Here is a 20,206-nt window from a genome sequence, read left to right as displayed (position 1 = left end):
ACCGCCGGCAGCTACACGACGATGATCCCGGCCTGGTCCCCAGCCGCCGTGATGGATGTGAACAATCGCGTCAACTACGCGCACGCTCAGCGCCGGCGCGTACTGAGCTACCGCAGTGTGCGGCCGCACCGTCGCGCACCGAGCCGGTGAACATCATGATCGCGTCGATCAGCACCCACAGCCAGACACCGATCAGGATCGGGATGCCGATGATGACGAACGACAGCAGCCATCCGACGATCCACAGGATCAGCTGGGTCGCGGCGATCCCGTAGGTGCCGACGTACCAGCGTCCGGCGCCGAGGCCGCCGAGGAACAACTGGAGCAGCCCGGCAGCGACCTTCGTCTTGTCCGAAAACGGAATCCCCGTCGACGGATCCACACCGCCGTGCGGGTAAGGCTGTCCCTGCGGGTGCGGCTGCATCGGTTGAACGGGTACCGGCGGCAACGGGTTCGTACCGAATTGCCCGCTCCCGGCCTGCCCGCCGTCGTAAGGCATACCCGGTCTGTTTCCCGCGCTATTACCGTACCGGCAGATTTTCGCACGCCACCGCCCGTGATCGCCGCGCAGGGACACCGATCAGGTGTCGTAGGTGTGCGTCGTACTCGGCGAGGGATCGCTGTTGACCGCCCACACGATGAGAATGATGATCACGATAATCGCGAGCACCACACCGATGCCCAGGCTGATCCACGCCCACATAGCGGCCTTCTTCGACGACGCCGCGGCCCGCGAGGCTTCGGCCGCCTGCCCCGCGAACCAGAGCCGACCGACCGAGTTCGCTTTCGTCAGACCAATGATGCCCAGCACGAGTGGTGCGATACCGATGAGCGTGCCGTAACAGCTGACCGTCAGTAGCCCACCGAATACGAGCGCGACGATCGAGGAAATCTGCCCGGTCTGCGGCGCGGGTCCCGGCTGTGCGGCCCCGAATTGCTGTCCCGGATACGGGTACGGCGCGCCGTACGGCATCGGCGCGGCGACCGGCGGCTGGGCGTACGCCTGCTCCGAGTAATCGGGCTGGGGGTATCCGGGTTGGGGGTATCCGGGTTGGGCATACCCGGGGTCGGGCAGTGGCGGAGGCATCGGCGGTAGAGGGTTCTGGGCGATCTGCGTCGGCTCGTAGGCGGGTGGCCCGTTCGACGGCGGCTCCGCAGACGGCGGAACGTCACGCTTGGTCAGGTCCGGTTTCGGGATACCGATCTGCGTCGGCTCGTACGCTGCCCAGTCGTCGTCGTTCGAGGACTGGCCGGACGGATCATCAGGGGTAGTCAAGACGGGTCACACTTTCAAACTGTCGAAGGGTGAGATCGGAATATTCCGGATGACGAACCAGGTGAGTGTCACCACGAGCACCGCCGTCGGCGTGTACCGCAAATGCTGCCAGCCGCGAACCCGGCGGCCGCGCCACAGTCCGGCGGTGTACGTGACGAATGCGACGCTCAGGAACGCGAGGGCGACGACACCGACTGCGTTGTAGTGCAATGCACCACCGAGATCCCCGTGGAGAAGGCAGTACACCGCCCGCGACGCCCCGCATCCCGGGCAGTTGATGTGCAGCAGCGCGTTGGTCGGGCACGGCGGGATGATCCCGCCCGGGGTGGTCGGATCGGCGAACCACACGAGAGTCCCGACCGCCGCCACCCCGGCGAGAATCGACGCGGGACCGGCAACCTTGTGCCGGGACACCGTCTGCACAGTCCCCAGCACCCGGTCGGCGGCCCCTACGGCGACGCTCATGCCGCTACGTGCTGCTCGAGACGGCTGCCGCAATGATCACGACATAGATAATCACGAAGATCACCCACCACGCGACGGCGGCGATCGCACTCCACATGGCGAACTTCTTGGCGTCGTCGGCCGCCTGCTGCGCGCCGGCGTAGTCGCCCATCGCCCAGAGTTTGCTGACGGACGTCGACTTCACGATCGAGACGATACCCAACGGCAGGCAGCACAGCACGGTGCTCAGGATGGCCCACACCAGGTTGTTGTCGGGCTCCATGCCGGGGGCACCGCCCGGATACGGGTTCTGACCGTATTGGGGTTGGCCGTACTGGGGTTGGCCGTACTGGGGTTGGCCGTACTGGGGTTGGCCGTACTGGGGTTGGCCGTACTGGGGTTGGCCGTATTGGGGCTGGCTACCGTACTGGGGTTGCTGGCCGTATTGAGGTTGGCCGGAGTCGGGCTTGTTGAACGGGTCCTGGCCGAAACCGTCCGGGTTCTGCGGGGTTGTCATAGAGATCTTTCCTAGTGGCTGAGCGCGGCGCTCCGGTGGATAGTGCGACCGCGATCAGCTGAAGTCGTAGTAGCCGGCCGAAGTGTGGGTTGTCATCAACACGATCATCATGATGACCCAGAGCACGACGGACACGCCTATCGTGATCCACCCGTAGGTCGAGTACTTCTTCGCTTCGTCGGCCGACCGTTGCGCACCGAGGGCGTCGCCCCGCTGCCACTGGCCGTTCACAGCGTTGGCCTTCACTATCGCGACGATGCCGAAGATGCCCGCCACCAGACTCAGGCAGGTGAAACAAGTTCCAACGAACCCGATGACGGTCACGAGTATCGCCGAGACTAGATTGTTCGCCGGCGCCGGTCCCGCGTTGCCCGTCGGCCCCGCTGGGTACGGGTTCGCCGGATACGGATCGCCCTGGTACGGCGCGCCCGGATACGGGTTGCCCGGGGTTTGAGAGGCTGCGTCGAACGGCGGCTGACCGGGAGTCGACTGCCCGAATTCCTGCTGCGGAGATTCCTGCTGCGGGGGGTCCTGCTGCGGGGGGTCCTTCTTGAAGTTGGGCGTCTGCCCGAACTGTGTCTCGGCGAACGGGTCCGGCTCGGCGTCCGGGTCGCCCCCTGATCCGGGATCGCCGTGGTCTCCGGGCGGATTCGTCATGTCTTCCCCTCGTCGTCTGACCACCGGGTGCGGTCAACGTCGACTGATCGTAACCGCCACACGCCCCCTGAACGAGTGCCACACGTTCAAACGACAGACGTGTCGAGTGACGAGGAGCGCCGCAGGCTCAAACGGAGAAGGCCGACGCCCGTGAGTTCCACTGGCGCCGGCCCACGATCATCGTCGAATCAGCCGAACAATTTCGGCAGCGTCCCCTCGTGGACTTCGCGAAGTTCGTCGAGTTTCACCGCGAACTGGTCCTGGACTTCGAGCTCGTCGCTGCCCTGGTCGACGACTCCGATGCGAGTCCACGGCATCGACCGCGCGGTCAGCATGCCGGTGAACCGGGTCTCCTCGGTCCGCGGCACCGCGACGAGAACACGTCCGGTCGACTCGGAGAACAGCCACACGAACGGGTCGGCACCCTCCGGCAACAGAATCCGGCAGCCGGTCTCGCCCGCCAGCGCGGCTTCGGCTACCGCTTGGATCAGACCGCCCTCGGAGATATCGTGCGCCGCGGAGACGAGGCCGTCGCGCGAAGCGGCGATCAGGATGTCGCTGAGCAGCCGCTCACGCTTGAGGTCGACCTTCGGCGGGACACCGCCGAGGTGATCATGCTCCACCTGCGACCAGATCGAGCCGTCGAACTCGTCGAGAGTGTCGCCCATCAGAATGAGCGTCTCACCCAACTCGGTGCCGATCCCGGTCGGGATGCGGCGCCGCACGTCATCGATGACGCCGAGCACGCCGACTACCGGCGTCGGCAGGATCGCGGTGCTGCCCGTCTGGTTGTAGAAGCTGACGTTGCCGCCAGTCACCGGAATTCCCAGTTCGGCGCAACCGTCAGCGAGTCCACGCACCGCCTGGCTGAACTGCCACATGACGGCTGGATCCTCCGGCGAGCCGAAGTTGAGGCAGTTAGTGACGGCCGCGGGCGCCGCACCGGACACGGCGACGTTGCGGAAAGCCTCCGCGAGCGCGAGCTGCGCGCCCGCGTACGGATCGAGGTAGGTGTAACGGCCCGACGCGTCGGTCGAGATCGCGACGCCTCGGCCCGTCTGTTCGTCGATACGGATCATGCCGGAGTCAGCGTGCTCAGCCAGAACCGTATTGCCGCGGACATAGCGGTCGTACTGCTCGGTGATGAACTTGCGGCTGCACAACGCCGGGCTGGCCAGCATCTTCAGGAACGTCGCACGTAGCTCGTCGCCGGACTTGGCCCGCTTGAGACCGGCCGTTGTCGACGCGACGACCTCGTCCTGCCAGTCCGGGCGAGCCAACGGACGGTCGTACACCGGGCCGTCGTGGGCGACGGTGCGCGGCGGCACGTCGACGACGCACTCGCCGTGCCACATGATCTCGAGGTGCTCGCCGTCAGTGACCTCGCCGATCACGGTGGCCAGCGCGTCCCACTTACGGCACACCTGCATGAATTTGTCGACATTCTCCGGCGTCACGACCGCACACATGCGCTCCTGTGACTCGCTGGAGAGGACTTCGGCTGGCGTCATACCCTCGGCGCGCATCGGCACCTGCTCGAGGTCGATGCGCATGCCGCCGTCTCCCGCAGCCGCGAGCTCGCTCGTAGCGCACGACAAGCCGGCGCCGCCGAGATCCTGGATACCGACGACGAGGCCTTCCCGGTACAAGTCCAGACAGCACTCGATAAGGACCTTCTCGGTGAACGGGTCGCCGACTTGGACGCTCGGCAGCTTCTTTCGCGACGGCCCCGAATCGTCCGAATCATCGAACGTCTCCGACGCGAGCACGGAGACCCCTCCGATGCCATCGAGGCCAGTCCGGGCACCGAACAAAATGATCTTGTTGCCCGCACCCGACGCGAAAGCCAGGTGCAGGTCCTCGGTGCGGAGGACACCTGCGCACAGCGCGTTGACGAGGGGATTGCCCTGATAGCTGGCGTCGAAGACCGTCTCGCCGCCGATGTTCGGGAGGCCAAGCGAGTTGCCGTAGCCCCCGACACCACGCACCACGCCGTCCACGACCCGCCGCGTGTCAGCCGCGTCCGCAGCCCCGAAACGGAGCTGGTCCATCACCGCGATGGGCCGCGCGCCCATCGCCATGATGTCGCGGACGATGCCGCCGACGCCGGTCGCGGCGCCCTGGTAGGGCTCCACATAGCTCGGGTGGTTGTGCGACTCGACCTTGAACGTCACAGCCCAACCGTCGCCGACGTCGACGACGCCCGCGTTCTCACCGATGCCCGCGAGCATGCTTGCGCGCATCTCGTCGGTGGTCGTCTCCCCGAAGTACCGCAGATGCTTCTTCGACGACTTGTAGCTGCAGTGCTCGGACCACATAACCGAGTACATCGCCAGCTCTGCGTCGGTCGGACGGCGGCCCAGGATCTCTCGAATACGTGAGTACTCGTCGTCCTTCAGACCCAGCTCGGCGTACGGCTGCGCGGTGTCGGGGGATTCGGCGGCGTGGGAAACGGTATCTACCTGGGCGCTCACACCGGACAGTCTATGCGAGACCCGCGATGCGTCGCCGTCGCCCTACGGGCACTGAGGCGTGGTCGTCCACGGACGCGCCTCGAATCGCCGAATCACGACACATCCGACCCAGTCGGCGATTAGAGTCGCCGTCATCGTCCGACGGTCGGGGGGACCACATGACGAGCACCACCAGACAGCAGAACGCGGCCGCCCAAGCGCGTCGACTCTTCGATGCCGGACTGGCAGCTCTCGGTTTTCTGATGTGCGACGACCCCCCGGACCCGGAGCGGGCGCGCATCGCGTTCACCCGAGCGAGCGAGCTCGATCCGACGATGGGCGACGCGTGGCTCGGGCGGTTGGCCGCAGGCGACAGGGCGGGCGATGTCCTGCTCGGCCTGCACCGCGCACACGCCACGATCGGCGTCCAGCAGCGACGCATCGGTCTGACGCGCGGTGCCCTGTGCGGCCTCGCGCCGATCGGCTTGTTCGTCGACTACCCGGTCACCACACCGGAGCGGGCGGCAGCCGCCTACGCGTCGTCGTTGATCGACGGCGGCGACCTCGACGGCGCCCGACGGGTCCTGGATTCAATCGGCGTCGACGAACCCGTCGTCGCCTACTGTCGCGCCGTGCTCCACTTGCGCGGACACGACTGGCGCGCGACCCTCGAAGCTTTGACCGCACGTGACGCGTGGGCCGACCCCGTCCTGAGTGCGGCGGCCGACTACGTCGCGGGCACCGCGTGCATCCAACTAGGCATGTTCGACGAGGGGATCCGCCAACTCTCGGCGGCCCGCGAGAGCAGCCTCGACAACGCCCGCGCCGCTGCGGCGTACGCGATCGGGATGGCGCAGCGCACCCGTGGAGACGAGACAGCGGCGAGAGCGTGCTTCCAGGAGGCGTACGCGCTCGATCCTCGCCTGACTGATGCGCGGCGCGCGCTCGACGACCCGTCGTACCGCCTGGCGGTCGACACTCCAGAGGAGGATGAGTCTACGTCGAACGTCGACGACCGCCAGACTGAACTTGCCGCCGCGGACACCGAACTCGCGTCTCAAGTCGGGTTGGCCGCGGTCAAAGACCAGGTGGAGCGCTTACGTTCCGCTGTTCTACTGGCGAACCTGCGCGCATCGAAAGGGCTGCGGACAGCGCCCCGCAGTCTGCATCTGACATTCACGGGGCCGCCGGGAACGGGCAAGACGACAGTCGCACGCATCGTCGCACGCATGTATCGCGGCCTCGGCCTCCTCGCCACCGACACCGTCGTCGAAGTCAGCCGGGGCGACCTCGTCGGCGAGCATCTCGGGTCGACGGCCCCCAAGACGTCGGCGGTGATCGATTCGGCGCTCGACGGCGTCCTGTTCATCGACGAGGCGTACACGCTGATCCAAGAGGGTCTGTCCGGCGGCGACGCGTTCGGCCGCGAAGCCCTCGACACCCTACTCGCCCGAATGGAGAACGACCGGGATCGGCTCGTTGTGGTGATCGCCGGATACGACGACGAGATCGATCGACTGCTAGCCGCCAATGAGGGCCTGGCGTCCCGGTTCAGCCGCCGCATCCGGTTCGACTCGTACTCGCCGAACGAACTGGTGCGGATCGCCGAATCGATGGCGGGCGGCCGCGACTCCCGGCTCACCGCCGATGCGTGCCGGGTGCTGGAAGCGTCGTTCGAGAGGCTGTGCACCACGTCGATAGGTGCCCGCCGCGCCATCGACGTCGCAGGCAACGGCCGCCACGTGCGGAACCTGATCGAGGCCGCCGAGGAAGAGCGCGAACACCGCCTCGCCACTTCGGACGACGTCGACGCGCTGTCGGAAGCCGACCTGATGACGCTCACCGCGGCCGACGTGCGCGCCGCACTCTCTCGGCGGGCCGAATAGTGTTGCACGACGGTCACTGAGCGACCGTCGTGCAACGGGATTCGCGGCGGCTCACATCCCCAAACGTTGCAGGATCATCTCGGCGATGTCAGCGGGCGCACCATCGGACGGGCGGATCACGAATTCGGGGGTCACCGGACGTTCGTACGGCGAGTCGATACCGGTGAACTGCACGATCTCACCCGCGCGGGCTTTCGCGTACAGCCCCTTCGGGTCGCGGGCCTCGCAGGAGTCGAGCGGAGTGTCGACGAAGACCTCGAAGAACGGAAGGTCGCGGGCGGCGTGGATCTCCCGTGCGCGCTGACGCTCGGCAGCGAACGGGCTGATCAACGACACGAGCGAGACTGCGCCCGAATCGGCGAACAACGACGCGACCTCCGCGGTGCGGCGGATGTTCTCGCGGCGGTCGTCGTCGCTGAACCCGAGGTCGGCGTTCAGTCCGTGACGCAGATTGTCGCCGTCGAGCAGGTACGCCGGCCTGCCTTCGGCGACGAGCCGTCGTTCGAGTTCAGTCGCGATCGTCGACTTCCCCGACCCGGACAGCCCGGTAAGCCAGATGGTCGCACCGCGGTACGCGCGGTGTTCGCGCGTCACCTTCCCAGCCTCCCAGACGACATTGGAATCGTGGGCGACGGGCGCGCCGATCATGCCCGCGGCGACGGTCGCGTTGGTCGCTTCGTCGATCAGAATGAAGCTGCCGGTCTCCCGGTTGCGACGGTATTCGTCGAACATCATCGGCTGCTGACAGTGCAGCGTCATCCGGCCGATCTCATTGAGTTCCAACTCGTCTGCAGCACCGTCGCGGTGCAGGGTATTGACGTCGAGTCGATAGTTCACACCGGTCACCGACACTCGCGTCTCGCGTGTGCCGCACAGCATCGCGAACGTGTCGCCCTCCGACAGCGAGCGCGTCTCGGAGAACCAGCAGACCATCGCGTCAAGGTCGCGGCCAACGTGCGGTCGGTTACCCGGACGGACGATCATGTCGCCGCGGACGATATCGATCTCGTCGGCCAGTTCGATCGAAACAGCATCACCCGCGGAAGCCTCCGACAGGTCGGTGCCGCCCGGCCCCCAGATGTTGGTGATCTCGGTGCCGAAGCCGGCGGGCAGTGCTACCACTTTGTCGCCGACAGCCAGTCCGCCGCCCGCGACGGTTCCCGCGAAAGCCCGGTGGTCGAGGCCGTCCGCGCGCTGCGGCCGGATCACGTACTGGACGGGGAAGCGCGCGTCGATGAGGTTCTTGTCCGACGCGATGTGCACGGTCTCCAAATGCCCGAGCAGCGAGCGGCCGGTATACCAATCCATCGCCTCAGACCGGTCGACGACATTGTCGCCACACAGCGCCGAGATCGGAATGAACATCACGTCGGTCACGTTCAGTTTGGCCGCGAACGCAGTGAACTCGGCGACTATCTCGTCGTAGCGTTCTTCGGAGTACTCGACGAGATCCATCTTGTTGACGCACACCGTCAAGTGCGGGATGCCGAGCAGTGACGACAGAAACGCATGCCGACGAGTCTGCTCCAGCACGCCTTTGCGCGCGTCGACGAGAATGATCGCGAGATCCGCCGTCGACGCACCGGTGACCATGTTCCGCGTGTACTGAACGTGGCCGGGCGAGTCGGCGACGATGAACTTGCGCTCGGGCGTGGAGAAGTACCGGTAGGCGACGTCGATCGTGATGCCCTGTTCACGTTCGGCGCGCAGCCCGTCGGTGAGGAGTGCCAGGTCAGCGGTCTCGTCGCCGCGCTGGGCGCTGGTGCGTTCGATCGCTTCGAGTTGGTCGGTGAATATCGACTTCGAGTCGTACAGCAGCCGACCGATGAGCGTCGACTTCCCGTCGTCTACGCTTCCTGCGGTCGCGATGCGGAGCATGTCGCCGGTCATCAGAAGTAGCCCTCTTTCTTGCGGTCTTCCATCCCGGCCTCAGATATCCGGTCGTCGGCACGGGTCGCGCCGCGTTCAGTGACGCGGGTGGCTGCGACTTCGGCGATGACCTTCTCCGGGGTGTCGGCTGCGCTCTCGACGCAGCCGGTGCAGGTCGCGTCGCCGACGGTGCGGAACCGAACCTGCTCGACGTGCGCGGTCTCGCCGGGATACTTCTCAAGGAACCGGGTGTCGGCGAGCAGCATCCCGTCGCGCGGAACCACCGGACGTTCGTGCGCGTAGTAGATCGACGGCAGGTCGATCTGTTCGGCGGCGATGTACTCCCAAATGTCGTGTTCGGTCCAGTTGCTCAGCGGGAAGACACGAATGTGTTCGCCGCGCGCATGTCGCCCGTTGTAGAGGCTCCATAGTTCGGGGCGCTGATTGCGGGGGTCCCACGCGCCGAATGAGTCGCGGAAGCTGAAGACGCGTTCTTTGGCACGGGCCTTCTCCTCATCGCGGCGCGCGCCGCCGAACACCGCGTCGTACTTGCCGTCACGGATACCGCGGAGCAGCGCCGCAGTCTGCAACCGATTCCGCGATGTGCCGGGGCCGGTCTGCTCGACGACACGGCCCGCGTCGATGTCGTCTTGCACACTGCTGACGACGAGTCGGGCTCCGGTCTGTTCGACGATGCGGTCCCGGAACTCGATCACCTCGTCGAAGTTGTGTCTGGTGTCCACGTGCATGAGCGGGAAGGGTGCGGGTGCAGGCCAGAACGCTTTGCGCGCGAGATGGAACATCACGACGGAGTCCTTGCCTCCGGAGAACAGCATCACGGGGCGTTCGAAGGTGGCCGCGACCTCTCGGAAGATGTGCACCGATTCGGCTTCGAGTTCCTCGATCACGACGAGAGGCCTCCTTGACGTGTCGAATACTCGACACTTAGTGTTGCAAATGTGTCACAAACAGTAGAGGCGGGGTCCCCGCGCCGTCAACCGTCGCCGCCGACGCGGCGGGTGACTGTCATTCTCGATTGCGTCGTGGCGCTCGCCGGTCGCCACTCTCCCACCCTGGCGGACATCGTCCGCGAGACGGCGTTGCCGCGCGCAACTGTGCACGCGATAGTGGCCGAACTCGTCGACATCGGATGGCTCACGCGCCACGACGACCTGACGATCGCCGTCGGCCCGGCTTTCCTGACCACAGCACGCGCCGTGGTCGGCGACGATGTGCTGTCGACCGCGGCCAGACCTGCGCTGGAACGACTCGTAGCCGAAACCGGCGCGATCGGATTCCTGGCCCAGCGCGTCGCCGACGACACGATAACTGTCGTCGAGTACTGTTCGCCCGCCGGTTCCACGACGCCCGCTGCCGACGGGTGGGCCAAGCCCGGCCGCCCCGTCCGCCTGCACCCACCGATCTGCCGCGAGTTCATCGCATGGTCGGACGACGCGACGCGTGAGGCATGGATCGACAGCGCCCCCGCCGGTGACCGGACCCGCTTGCGCGCAGTGCTCGCCGAGGTCCGGCGACGCGGCTACTCCGTCGAGCGGATCACCGACGGTCACCGCGCGGTGATCGGTGCGCTCACCGGACTCGACACGGTGCCGGCACCGCTGCGAGACCGTGTCCAGCGCCTGCTCGGCGAACTGTCCATCGTCGACTACCTCGACGCCGAACTCGCCGACGACGCGCAGGTCGGCGCGGTCACGATCGGCGCACCGATCACCGACACGTCCGGTCGGGTCATCGGTTCGATCGTCTCCTGTCCGCACGCGACGATGACCGGGCAGGAGCTGATGCGGTGGGGCGAGAAGACTGCGAAAGCAGCGCGTGGAGCATCGTTCACGTAGCCCGCGCGCGACCGACGCTCGCCCAGCCGCTCGCAATGGCCTGGCCGAAAGCGTATTTTTACAAGTACTAGTTGTAAAAATGCCGAGGAGGCGCTTCCAATGTCTGACATCACGCTCGACGTCCGCGAGATTCCCAAGCCCCAGCGCCATCGGAAGATCTTCGCCATCTTCGACGACCTCGACGTCGGCGAATCACTGATCCTGGTGAACGATCACGACCCCCGTCACTTGCACGACGAGTTCGAGGCCGACCGAGCCGGCGGCTACTCGTGGGACTACCTGGTGCGCGAGAAGCGCGACTACCGGATCCGGATCGGCAAAGCCGCCGCTACGACGCCTCCCCGCAAGCTCGGCAACACCACCGAGCTGACGGGCGCGGCCGTCGACGCCGCCGACGTCGCGTGGAAGCTGCAGTCGGCCGACCGGCACTTGGACTCGAATCTGATTCGACTCGCCGCGGACGGCGAGATCGCCGAGCACACGGGCGGCGAAGTCGACGTCCTGGTGCACGTGGTGGCGGGCGAGGGCGCACTCGGCACTGAGGTGGGCGACATCGCGGTGACCGCGGGCGATCTCCTCTGGCTGCCGCGGCGCTCGCAGCGCGCATTCCGCGCTGGCCCGGCCGGACTCAGCTACCTCACAGTCCACACGCACCGCGAACCGACGCTGACCATCGATCCGCCGACTCCGAGAACGAGTCGATCATGACATACGTCATCGCACAGCCCTGCGTCGACGTGATGGACCGCGCCTGCGTCGAGGAGTGCCCTGTCGACTGCATCTACGAGGGCGGACGCAGCCTGTATATCCACCCGGACGAGTGCGTGGACTGCGGCGCGTGCGAACCCGTGTGCCCGGTGGAGGCCATCTTCTACGAGGACGACGTTCCCGACGAATGGGAGCCGTACATCAACGACAACGCCGAGTTCTTCACCGACGTGCTCCCCGGCCGCGACGCTCCGCTCGGGTCACCGGGTGGGGCCGCGAAGCTCGGGCCGGCAAGCTCGGACGCACCCCTGGTCGCGTCCTTGGAGCCGCAGGCGCAGCAATGAGCGCGCGCGCCGACGTCCTTGGCGCACTGCGCGATGCGACCTCGCCGGTCACGGTGGCAGTCCTGGCCGACACCCTCGGATTTCCTGCGACGACAGTGCGGTTCCACTTACGAGCACTCGTCGACGACGATCTCGCCGTGACACAGTCCGTACCCACTGGCGGGCCGGGTCGACCGAGCACTCGCTATCGCGCACGCCCGGGCATGGATCCGGCCGGGCCCCGCGAGTATGGAACGCTGTCGCGGGCTCTGGTGACCGCGCTCGCGTCCACCCCGGACGGTCCGCGTCGCGCAGCGGCCGCCGGACGCACGATCGGCGCCGACCATGCCCACCACACCGACGACGCCGAAACCGATCTACTGCGCGTACTCGACGGGTTGGGCTTCGCTCCCGTCACGCACGCCCCGTCGCAGATCAGACTTCGCCGGTGCCCGTTCCTGGAGACAGCCCGCGAGAACCCCGAGATCACCTGTTCGGTGCATCGCGGGCTGATGCAAGGTGTCCTCGACGCCCACGGATCGGACGCCCGAGTCGAACTGGATGCGTTCGTCGGCGGCGACCATTGCGTGGCACACATCGACACGGCACGGCTGACGGCGCGGTAGCGGCGGATCTTCGCGCCGCATGACCAACCAAGCACTTGCTCGGTTATAGTCGAGGGTATGAGCGATGCCGTGATCCCTCCAGCACTGCGCCCCGACGATCTCGGGCCCGACACCACCCCGGTCGCGTACGAGGTCGGTGGCCCCGGCGACGCCGTCGCGTATGTGACCTTGAACCGACCCGACTACCGCAACGCGCAGAACTCAGTGATGACGTATTCGCTCGACGCCGCCTTCCGCAAGGCCGTCGACGACGCATCCGTCAAAGTGATCGTGTTGCGCGCCAACGGCAAGCACTTCTCGGCAGGCCACGACATCGGCACTCCGGAGCGCGACTTCGACACGTACTACGAGAACGCGGCAACCCTGCACTGGGACCACACTGGCCAGACCGGCCGCAGCGGCACCGACATGACCGCCGACCAGCGGTTGGCACGCGAGACCGAGGTGTACATGGGCATGTGCCGCCGATGGCGCGACATGCCCAAACCTGTCATCGCACAGGTACACGGCGCGTGCATCGCGGGCGGACTGATGCTCGCCTGGTCGGCCGACTTCATCGTCGCATCCGACGACGCGTTCTTCTCCGATCCCGTTGCCCGCATGGGGATCCCCGGTGTCGAATACTTCGCGCACGCGTTCGTCCTCGGGCCGCGCCGCGCGAAGGAGATCCTGTTCACCGGCGACCGCTTCACGTCCGCGCAGGCACTCGACTGGGGCATGGTGAATCACGTCGTCCCCCGCGACGAACTAGCGGCGAAGGTCGACTCGATCTGCGGGCGGATGGTCGAGATGCCGATGCAGGGCCTGTTCCTGAGCAAGAAGGCCGTCAACATCTGCGAAGACCAGATGGGCATGCGCAACGCGATGGACTCGGTCTTCGGCTGGCATCACTACGCGCACGCGGCAAATGCCGAGCAGGGCGACTCGCTCGGCGGCATGGACGCCAAGTCGATGAAGAGTGCAGGGTCGATGAAGAGTGCGGGGTCGATGAAAAATGCGGGGTCGATGAAAAGTGCGGGAGAGCGCTGATGGACCTCTTGTTCGACGACGCCGCGCAGGAGTTCCGCGCCGAAGTCCGATCGTGGTTGGCCGCCAACGTCCCCACAGAACCTCTCGCGTCGATGGACACCGCCGAGGGCTTCGAAGCCCACCGGCGCTGGGAGGCCACGATGGCCGACGCGCGCATGTCAGTGGTGAGTTGGCCCGAGGAGTTCGGCGGGCGCGACGTCCCGTTACTCCACTGGGTGATCTTCGAGGAGGAGTACTACCGGTCGGGTGCGCCCGGACGTGTCAGCCAGAACGGCATCTTCCTACTCGCCCCCACTCTGTTCGAACACGCCACCCCCGAGCAGTTGGCGCGGATCATGCCGCGCATGGCCCGCGCCGACGACATCTGGGGGCAGGCATGGAGCGAACCCGAGGCGGGCTCCGACCTCGCATCGCTCCGCTCCACGGCGACGCGCACCGACGGTGGGTGGCTGCTCAACGGACAGAAAACGTGGAGTTCGCGATCCAGTTTCGCGGATCTGGGGTTCGGCCTGTTCCGGACTGACAAGCAAGCCCAACGGCATCGCGGCATCACCTATTTCATGTTCGATCTGCACGCTGACGGCGTGACCGTTCGACCGATCGCCCAGCTCGACGGCGAACCCGGGTTCGCCGAACTGTTCTTGGAGAACGTGTTCGTCCCCGACGACCCGGCCGACCCGGGCAACTCCGGGGTGATCGGCGAAGTGAACAACGGGTGGAAGGTGGCGATGAGCACCGCGGCCAACGAGCGCGGGCTGTCGCTGCGTTCCCCCGGCCGCTTCCTCGCCGCGACCGATCGACTCATCACGCTGTGGAAGATCCGCCGCGATGGGGTGTCCACGTCCGACGCGGCCGTCGCCGACGCGTGGATCGGATCGCGCGCATACGAGTTGTCGACGTACCGGACGGTGAGCCGTCTCGCCGCGGGCGGACAACTCGGCATGGAGTCGTCGATCAACAAGGTGTTCTGGTCCCAGTGGGACATCGCCACGCACGAGACCGCACTCGACCTACTCGGCCCCGACGCCGAGCTCGACACCGGCTGGATGGACGGTTACCTGTTCTCGCTGTCGGGTCCGATATATGCGGGTACCAACGAGATCCAACGCAACGTGATCGCCGAGCGACTGCTCGGCCTGCCCCGCGGAGACCGATAATCATGGACTTTCTCCTCAGTGACATCCACACCGATCTCGCGCAGACGGTCGACGGCATCCTCGAACGGGCGGGCGGTATCGCCGTCGCGCGCGCATGGGCCGAGGACGACGACCATTCCGCGGCACTCGACGTGTACCGGCAGCTCGCCGAGGCAGGCATCACCGGCCTACTCGTCCCCGACGAACTCGGCGGCAGCGGCGCGGGCGCCGTGGAGATGGTCGCCGCCGTCGAGCGACTCGGCTACGGCGCACTGCCAGGCCCGGTCGCCGAGACATTCGCCGTTGTACCGACCGTTCTGGGTGCGGGCGACGACCTCGACGCTCTGCTCGGCGGCGCCCCGGCGACGTGCGCGCTGCCGCCGGTCTGTCAACGCGCAGCCACCCCCGATGCGGCCACGCCCTACCTGATCACCGTCGACGGCGTGTTCGCCGCGACGGCAGGCGAACTCCTCGACACCGTCGATCCGACGCGGCGAGTAGCCGTGCTGTCGGCTGGTACGAAGTTGCCCGAGCCCGCCGATACGTCGGTCGAGCTGAGTCGAGATCTCGGTGCCCTCGCGACGGCCGCCCAGCTTCTCGGCCTCGGTTCGGCCATGCTGGATCTGGCCGCCGAGTACGCGAAGTCGCGCAAGCAGTTCGGCCGCGAGATCGGTTCGTTCCAGGCGGTGAAGCACCATTTGGCGGATGTCGCGATCGCGATCGAGATGGCCCGCCCGTTGGTGCACGGTGCTGCGGCAGGCATCGACGGGCAGGTGCCCGGCGGGACCGATGTCAGCCGGGACGTCTCGGCCGCGAAGGTCGCGGCGGGCGAGGCTGCGTATCTCGCGTCGCGGCAAGGCCTGCAGGTGCTCGGCGCGATCGGTTACACGGCCGAGCACGACTTGTCCCTGTATCTGACGAAGACCCGCGCGCTGTTGTCGGCATGGGGTACGCCAGCCCATCATCGGGCCCTGATTCTGGAGTCGCTGTGAGTTCGCAGGTCAGCGCCGAGGAGCGCGCAGCCCTCGCCGAGTCGGTCCGCGCCTTACTACGCAAACGGTCGACGTCCGAAGCCGTTCGCGCGGCCATGCAGAGCGACGGCCGTATCGACCGCGATCTCTGGGACACTCTGTGCGCCGAGATCGGGGTCGCCGCGCTGGCGGTGCCCGAGCAGTACGGTGGCGCCGACGCATCGTGGGCGGAGACTGCGCTCGCCGTCGAAGAGGTAGGCGCGAGCTTGTCGCCGGTGCCGGTGTTCTCGTCGGCCGTACTCGCGGTGACCACGATTCTCGCGTCGGAAGACGCCGACGCAGCCGCACGGCTGCTTCCCGATCTGGCGTCGGGCACCACAATCGGCGCCCTCTGTTGGGCCGGTTCGACCGGATGGAGCGTTCCGGGGGTCTCGGCTGATGCCGGGCTGCTGTCCGGGACCGCGGAGTACGTGATCGACGGCGAGTCCGCCGACGTCTTCCTCGTCCTCGCCCGGTCCGGCGGCGACGGGCACATCACCTTGCACGAGATCGACGCGGCCGCTCCCGGCGTCGCGGTGACCGCACTCCCGGTGCTCGATCCGACGCGCGCGTTGGCGCGCGTCTCATTCGACGAGGCTCCTGCAACCGCGATCGGTTCGCCCCCGGGCATCGCGGACCGGATCCGCACGCTGGCGTGGGCGATGTTGTCGGCCGAACAGGTCGGCGGCGCGGCACGAGCATTGGCGCTCACCGTCGAGTACACGTCGGACCGTCGGCAGTTCGGCCGGACGCTCGGGTCGTTCCAGTCGCTCAAGCATCGGATGGCCGACATGTACGTGTCCGTCGAAGCGATGCGCTCGATGTCGGCGGCCGCAATCGCCGCGGTCGTCGACGGACGCGACGACGCGGCAGAGCTGGCGGCTGTCGCCCACGTGCAGTGCTCCGAGGAGTACCTGCGCGTGACCGGTGAGGCGATCCAACTGCACGGCGGCATCGGCATCACCTGGGAGCACGACATCGGCTTGTACTTCAAGCGCGCGCACGCCGACGCCCAGTTGTTCGGGCAGCCGCACGAAGCCCTGCAGTCAGTGACCCTATAGTCGGTGGCGCCGTTGGCGATGTCGCTCTCATCGTGGCCGGCAAAGAACTCACCCGGCTCCGGTCACCGTCAATCCGATAAGCGCGATATTCAGGACGACGACGGCGACGACCGCGGCGAGCGACGCCCACCGCAACCACGGACCGTCAGTGAACGAGCCCATCAGCGTGCGGTCGGATGTGTACCGGCGCAGCGGAATGATCGCGAACGGAATGCCGAAACTCAAGACCACTTGGGAGATGATCAAGGCGGTCGTCGGATCGATGCCCGCGCCGAGGATGATCAGCGCGGGAATCAGCGTCACCGCACGTCGGACGATCATCGGGAACTGTCGGCGCAGCATGCCCGCCATGATCGCACCGCCCGCGTAGGAGCCGACCGACGTCGACGCGATACCGGAAGCCAGGAGACCGACGGCGAACGCGCCCGCGACAACCGGCCCCAACGCATCGCGGACCGCGGCGTGGGCGCCCTCGATACTGTCGGTGCCGTCACGGCCGTACAAGCTCGTCGCGGCCAACACGAGCAGAGCTATGTTGACGGCGCCGGCGAGGACCAGAGCCACCCAGACGTCGACCTTTGTCGCGGACAGGAGCCGCCGCGTGCGCTGTGGACTGGTCGGCTCACCGTGTCGGTCGATGACGAGTGACGAGTGCAGATAGATCGCGTGCGGCATCACCGTGGCGCCGAGCATCGACGCTGCGAGAAGCACCGTCTCGGTCCCCTCCAGTCGGGGAACCATTCCGCCCAGCATTCCGCCCGCGTCGGGTGGACTGACGACCAGACCTGCCAGGAATCCGACGACGATCACCGCGAGCAGTCCGACGATGATCGTCTCAAACTGCCGCTGCCTGCGACGGTTCGCGGTGACCAACAAGATCATGGCGATCACGCCGACGATCATTCCGCCGACTGGCAGCGGCAAACCGAACAGCAGGTGGAGGGCAACGGCTCCGCCGATCACTTCCGCGATGTCGGTGGCGCCCGCAACGAGTTCGGCCTGCGCCCAGTACATGACGCGAGATTTCCCGGGGAGGCGATCGCCGAGCGTCTGCGGCAGAGTCCGACCGGTGACAACGCCGAGCTTCGCCGACTGGTATTGCACCATCACCGCGATTCCGTTCGCCAGGACGAGCACCCACACCAGCAGGTATCCATATTTCGCGCCCGCCGTGATGTTGGCGGCGACGTTCCCCGGGTCGACGTACGCGATCGACGCGACGAACGCCGGACCCAGCAGAGCCCCCGTCCGCACGAACACACTGTTTCGACGAGTCCGCAACATACAATTAGGCTAGCTGACTAATAAAAGTTCGGTCAACCGAAACCATTTCCCGGATCGCGCAGTTGCCCTCAGATTCCCCGCTCAGCGCCGGGACCACGCACCGAAGCAATGCCGCCCCTGAGCCGGGAACTTGAGGTCACGCGCCTCAGGCGAACGCTTCACGCACCTGCTCTGCGGTGAGACCGTAGTCCGCCAACGAGTACTTGTGCGCAGGCTTGCGATCGCCGGACTTCGACTCGGCGTCGAGCGCGACCATAGCGGCGCGCGCCTCGTCCGACAACGGCGCACCAAGAGCGTCGTAGACCCGACCGACCGCAGCGAACGGGTCGGCACGCAGTTCGTCGAAGTCGACATCGACGAACTGCGCGGGACTGTACTTCGCCCGCGCGGCAGAAAACTCCCGCAACCCTCGCGACCACAGATCAAGCTGAGCCTGCCCGATCGTCGCCCCGGTGAACACCGTCGAATGGCCCTCCGTCGCATGCTCGGCGAGACTGCACATCGACGGAATGATCGTCTCCGGTGCACGGTGAGTCTGCACGACGATCGCATCCGGATAGACCGCCATCAATGCATCCAGCGCGAACAGATGACTCGGATTCTTCAGCACCCACCGCTTGCCCGGGTCGTTCGACCCGATCAACTGCAGATTCTTCCGATGGCGACGGTAGGCGGGGGTCCAGTCCTGCCGTTGCAACCACTGCGAGTACGTCGGCAGGTAGGCGAGAGATTCATACGAGATAGACATGAGGGACTGACGCAGCAACTGCCAGCACTCTTCGACGTCGCCGGCACTCATGTAGTGCAAGCCCATGAACTCGGGGTTCTCGACATGATGCCGGGCGAGTCCCGCTTCGATCTGCGCGAACACCGGGTTGTCTGCCCACGTCTCGCGCGGCGGGCGCGGCTGCGGGAACTCCGTCAACCACATTTCGAGACCCTGATGCGCCGGATCGGCCGCCAGCAGTCGATGCAGCGCCGTCGTCCCGGTCCGCGGCAGACCCGTCACGAACACCGGGCGTTCCACCGCGACATCGGCATATCCCGGGTTGTTCTTCCAGCCAGCCTCACTGAGGAGACGCGCGATCAACGCACCCTTGAGGAAGTACCTGAACATCTTGCTGCCGAGCTCGGTGAGCCCGGCATCCGCCCGATACGACTCGAGGAGAACCGCCAAGCCGTCGAGATAATCCTGATCGCCGAAGTCGTCGAGTCCGACGGTCCGAGCCGCAGCGGCGTGCAGGTCGTCGACCGTGCCGACCGAGGTACGCAGTTCAGTCATGGTATTCACCGCAGTTCACGTCGAGAGTGTGCCCGGTGATGGCTTTCGCCATCGGCGATGCCAGGAAGACTGCGGCGTCGGCGATCTCGTCCGGCTCGGGCAGTCGCTTCAGATCGCTCTTGGACGCCGTCTGCTCGTACACCTGTTCCGGAGTGATCTCGTACTTCTTCGCGACCTCGCCGAAATACCATTTGAGCTGGTCGTCCCAGATGTAGCCGGGGGCGACGCTGTTGATCCGGATGCCCTGCCCGCCGAGTTCAGTCGCAAGCGTCTGCGACATCGCGAGCAGTGCCGACTTCGTCAACTTATAGCTCCCGTAGCGCGGCTCCGAATGGCGGATCACCATCGAGTTGATGTTGACGATCGACCCCCGGCTCTCCGCGAGAGTCGACGTGAACGCCTTGATGACGCGCAACGTACCGAGCACCGTGAGATTCAGACTCGCCTCGATCTGCTCGAAGTCGGTCCGACCGAGCGGTTTCATCGACGGCATCGCGAACGCGTTATTGATGAGGACATCGGCACGACCGAATTCGTCGACCGTCCTCCTCACCAACTGGTCGACGGCATCATCGTCAGTGATGTCGGTGGGCACGACGAGCACCTGCGCACCGAGGTCACGGACCTGCGCCGCCACATCGTTGAGGCGAGACTCGGTGCGCGCGCCGAGAACGACCTTCGCCCCGTTCGCCGCGGCCCGAAGGCAGAGGGACCGGCCGAGGCCGGGCCCGACGCCCGAGACGACGACGACTTTGTCAGTCAAGAGTGTCATGTGATGTGCGGTCCTCT

The 20,206-nt window shown here is 66.5% G+C and carries 20 protein-coding genes; 9 read left to right on the top strand and 11 right to left on the bottom strand.

The genetic code is table 11. The annotated features are described in order from the left end of the window. Positions 1-70: 70 nt before the first annotated feature. The 6 genes from MP11Mi_RS09675 to purL form a co-directional block, all read right to left on the bottom strand. The gene (locus MP11Mi_RS09675) at positions 71-499 is read right to left on the bottom strand and encodes a hypothetical protein (protein ID WP_420038726.1); all 429 of its coding nucleotides are present in this window, start codon (positions 497-499) and stop codon (positions 71-73) included. 81 nt (positions 500-580) lie between these two features. Continuing rightward, positions 581-1,276, bottom strand: coding sequence for a hypothetical protein (locus MP11Mi_RS09670; RefSeq protein ID WP_420038725.1), 696 nt, complete (start codon positions 1,274-1,276; stop codon positions 581-583). A 6-nt stretch (positions 1,277-1,282) separates the two neighbouring features. After that, positions 1,283-1,741 carry a DUF2752 domain-containing protein gene (locus MP11Mi_RS09665; RefSeq protein WP_420038724.1) on the bottom strand — a complete coding sequence of 153 codons (459 nt, stop codon included), beginning with the start codon at positions 1,739-1,741 and terminating at the stop codon, positions 1,283-1,285. 4 nt (positions 1,742-1,745) lie between these two features. Then, entirely contained in the window at positions 1,746-2,237 is a 492-nt protein-coding gene (locus MP11Mi_RS09660) for a CD225/dispanin family protein (RefSeq protein WP_420038723.1), read from the bottom strand. Positions 2,238-2,291: 54 nt separating this feature from the next. After that, the gene (locus tag MP11Mi_RS09655) at positions 2,292-2,894 is read right to left on the bottom strand and encodes a CD225/dispanin family protein (protein ID WP_420038722.1); all 603 of its coding nucleotides are present in this window, start codon (positions 2,892-2,894) and stop codon (positions 2,292-2,294) included. Positions 2,895-3,082: 188 nt separating this feature from the next. Beyond that, entirely contained in the window at positions 3,083-5,368 is a 2,286-nt protein-coding gene (purL, locus tag MP11Mi_RS09650; protein ID WP_420038721.1) for a phosphoribosylformylglycinamidine synthase subunit PurL, read from the bottom strand. Between the two features lie 158 nt (positions 5,369-5,526). Here purL and eccA point away from each other — a divergent pair, with 158 nt between their 5' ends. Further along, positions 5,527-7,233, top strand: a complete 1,707-nt coding sequence (gene eccA / locus MP11Mi_RS09645) for a type VII secretion AAA-ATPase EccA (protein ID WP_420038720.1) — start codon at positions 5,527-5,529, stop codon at positions 7,231-7,233. A 51-nt stretch (positions 7,234-7,284) separates the two neighbouring features. Here eccA and cysC read toward each other — a convergent pair whose 3' ends face one another. Both cysC and cysD read right to left on the bottom strand, forming a co-directional pair. Continuing rightward, a complete protein-coding gene (gene cysC / locus MP11Mi_RS09640) occupies positions 7,285-9,123 on the bottom strand; it encodes an adenylyl-sulfate kinase (RefSeq protein WP_420038719.1) in 1,839 nt (612 codons plus the stop codon). Beyond that, positions 9,123-10,010 carry a sulfate adenylyltransferase subunit CysD gene (gene cysD / locus MP11Mi_RS09635; protein WP_420038718.1) on the bottom strand — a complete coding sequence of 296 codons (888 nt, stop codon included), beginning with the start codon at positions 10,008-10,010 and terminating at the stop codon, positions 9,123-9,125. The genes cysC and cysD overlap by 1 nt, the downstream gene beginning before the upstream one ends. 51 nt (positions 10,011-10,061) lie before the next feature. Between cysD and MP11Mi_RS09630 the strand changes: the two genes are divergently transcribed. The 8 genes from MP11Mi_RS09630 (at position 10,062) to MP11Mi_RS09595 (ending at position 16,851) form a co-directional block, all read left to right on the top strand. Continuing rightward, positions 10,062-10,958, top strand: coding sequence for a helix-turn-helix domain-containing protein (locus tag MP11Mi_RS09630; RefSeq protein ID WP_420038717.1), 897 nt, complete (start codon positions 10,062-10,064; stop codon positions 10,956-10,958). A 99-nt stretch (positions 10,959-11,057) separates the two neighbouring features. Then, positions 11,058-11,666 carry a DUF2249 domain-containing protein gene (locus MP11Mi_RS09625; RefSeq protein ID WP_420038716.1) on the top strand — a complete coding sequence of 203 codons (609 nt, stop codon included), beginning with the start codon at positions 11,058-11,060 and terminating at the stop codon, positions 11,664-11,666. Continuing rightward, entirely contained in the window at positions 11,663-12,010 is a 348-nt protein-coding gene (fdxA, locus tag MP11Mi_RS09620) for a ferredoxin (protein WP_420038715.1), read from the top strand. Before MP11Mi_RS09625 ends, fdxA begins: the two co-directional genes overlap by 4 nt. After that, on the top strand, positions 12,007-12,615 hold the full coding sequence (locus tag MP11Mi_RS09615; RefSeq protein WP_420038714.1) for a helix-turn-helix transcriptional regulator: 609 nt from the start codon (positions 12,007-12,009) through the stop codon (positions 12,613-12,615). The genes fdxA and MP11Mi_RS09615 overlap by 4 nt, the downstream gene beginning before the upstream one ends. Before the next feature lie 57 nt (positions 12,616-12,672). Beyond that, on the top strand, positions 12,673-13,644 hold the full coding sequence (locus MP11Mi_RS09610; protein ID WP_420038713.1) for an enoyl-CoA hydratase: 972 nt from the start codon (positions 12,673-12,675) through the stop codon (positions 13,642-13,644). After that, complete coding sequence (locus MP11Mi_RS09605) at positions 13,644-14,801, top strand: acyl-CoA dehydrogenase family protein (RefSeq protein WP_420038712.1); 1,158 nt, start codon at positions 13,644-13,646, stop codon at positions 14,799-14,801. The genes MP11Mi_RS09610 and MP11Mi_RS09605 overlap by 1 nt, the downstream gene beginning before the upstream one ends. A 2-nt stretch (positions 14,802-14,803) precedes the next feature. Next, positions 14,804-15,772 carry an acyl-CoA dehydrogenase family protein gene (locus MP11Mi_RS09600; protein WP_420038711.1) on the top strand — a complete coding sequence of 323 codons (969 nt, stop codon included), beginning with the start codon at positions 14,804-14,806 and terminating at the stop codon, positions 15,770-15,772. After that, the gene (locus MP11Mi_RS09595) at positions 15,769-16,851 is read left to right on the top strand and encodes an acyl-CoA dehydrogenase family protein (protein ID WP_420038710.1); all 1,083 of its coding nucleotides are present in this window, start codon (positions 15,769-15,771) and stop codon (positions 16,849-16,851) included. The genes MP11Mi_RS09600 and MP11Mi_RS09595 overlap by 4 nt, the downstream gene beginning before the upstream one ends. 48 nt (positions 16,852-16,899) lie before the next feature. Here the strand turns inward: MP11Mi_RS09595 and MP11Mi_RS09590 are convergent, their stop codons facing one another. From MP11Mi_RS09590 to MP11Mi_RS09580, 3 genes are all read right to left on the bottom strand, one after another. Then, entirely contained in the window at positions 16,900-18,135 is a 1,236-nt protein-coding gene (locus MP11Mi_RS09590; RefSeq protein ID WP_420038709.1) for an Nramp family divalent metal transporter, read from the bottom strand. 145 nt (positions 18,136-18,280) lie between these two features. Further along, positions 18,281-19,417, bottom strand: a complete 1,137-nt coding sequence (locus MP11Mi_RS09585) for a sulfotransferase family protein (protein WP_420038708.1) — start codon at positions 19,415-19,417, stop codon at positions 18,281-18,283. Further along, positions 19,410-20,189 carry an SDR family oxidoreductase gene (locus MP11Mi_RS09580; RefSeq protein ID WP_420038707.1) on the bottom strand — a complete coding sequence of 260 codons (780 nt, stop codon included), beginning with the start codon at positions 20,187-20,189 and terminating at the stop codon, positions 19,410-19,412. The genes MP11Mi_RS09585 and MP11Mi_RS09580 overlap by 8 nt, the downstream gene beginning before the upstream one ends. Between the last annotated feature and the right edge of the window lie 17 nt (positions 20,190-20,206).

This window comes from Gordonia abscondita (assembly GCF_032711245.1).
GTDB lineage: Bacteria > Actinomycetota > Actinomycetes > Mycobacteriales > Mycobacteriaceae > Gordonia.
This window is presented reverse-complemented; position numbering and strand designations above follow the sequence as displayed.

Bases quoted from the DNA above. Each gene is read 5' to 3' on its own strand.
- MP11Mi_RS09625 (WP_420038716.1), top strand. From the start codon at position 11,058: ATGTCTGACATCACGCTCGACGTCCGCGAGATTCCCAAGCCCCAGCGC.
- MP11Mi_RS09615 (WP_420038714.1), top strand. From the start codon at position 12,007: ATGAGCGCGCGCGCCGACGTCCTTGGCGCACTGCGCGATGCGACCTCG.
- MP11Mi_RS09580 (WP_420038707.1), bottom strand. From the start codon at position 20,189: ATGACACTCTTGACTGACAAAGTCGTCGTCGTCTCGGGCGTCGGGCCC.
- MP11Mi_RS09665 (WP_420038724.1), bottom strand. From the start codon at position 1,741: ATGAGCGTCGCCGTAGGGGCCGCCGACCGGGTGCTGGGGACTGTGCAG.
- MP11Mi_RS09605 (WP_420038712.1), top strand. From the start codon at position 13,644: ATGGACCTCTTGTTCGACGACGCCGCGCAGGAGTTCCGCGCCGAAGTC.
- MP11Mi_RS09600 (WP_420038711.1), top strand. From the start codon at position 14,804: ATGGACTTTCTCCTCAGTGACATCCACACCGATCTCGCGCAGACGGTC.
- MP11Mi_RS09610 (WP_420038713.1), top strand. From the start codon at position 12,673: ATGAGCGATGCCGTGATCCCTCCAGCACTGCGCCCCGACGATCTCGGG.
- MP11Mi_RS09655 (WP_420038722.1), bottom strand. From the start codon at position 2,894: ATGACGAATCCGCCCGGAGACCACGGCGATCCCGGATCAGGGGGCGAC.
- MP11Mi_RS09660 (WP_420038723.1), bottom strand. From the start codon at position 2,237: ATGACAACCCCGCAGAACCCGGACGGTTTCGGCCAGGACCCGTTCAAC.
- fdxA (WP_420038715.1), top strand. From the start codon at position 11,663: ATGACATACGTCATCGCACAGCCCTGCGTCGACGTGATGGACCGCGCC.
- eccA (WP_420038720.1), top strand. From the start codon at position 5,527: ATGACGAGCACCACCAGACAGCAGAACGCGGCCGCCCAAGCGCGTCGA.
- MP11Mi_RS09675 (WP_420038726.1), bottom strand. From the start codon at position 499: ATGCCTTACGACGGCGGGCAGGCCGGGAGCGGGCAATTCGGTACGAAC.
- MP11Mi_RS09590 (WP_420038709.1), bottom strand. From the start codon at position 18,135: ATGTTGCGGACTCGTCGAAACAGTGTGTTCGTGCGGACGGGGGCTCTG.
- MP11Mi_RS09585 (WP_420038708.1), bottom strand. From the start codon at position 19,417: ATGACTGAACTGCGTACCTCGGTCGGCACGGTCGACGACCTGCACGCC.
- cysC (WP_420038719.1), bottom strand. From the start codon at position 9,123: ATGACCGGCGACATGCTCCGCATCGCGACCGCAGGAAGCGTAGACGAC.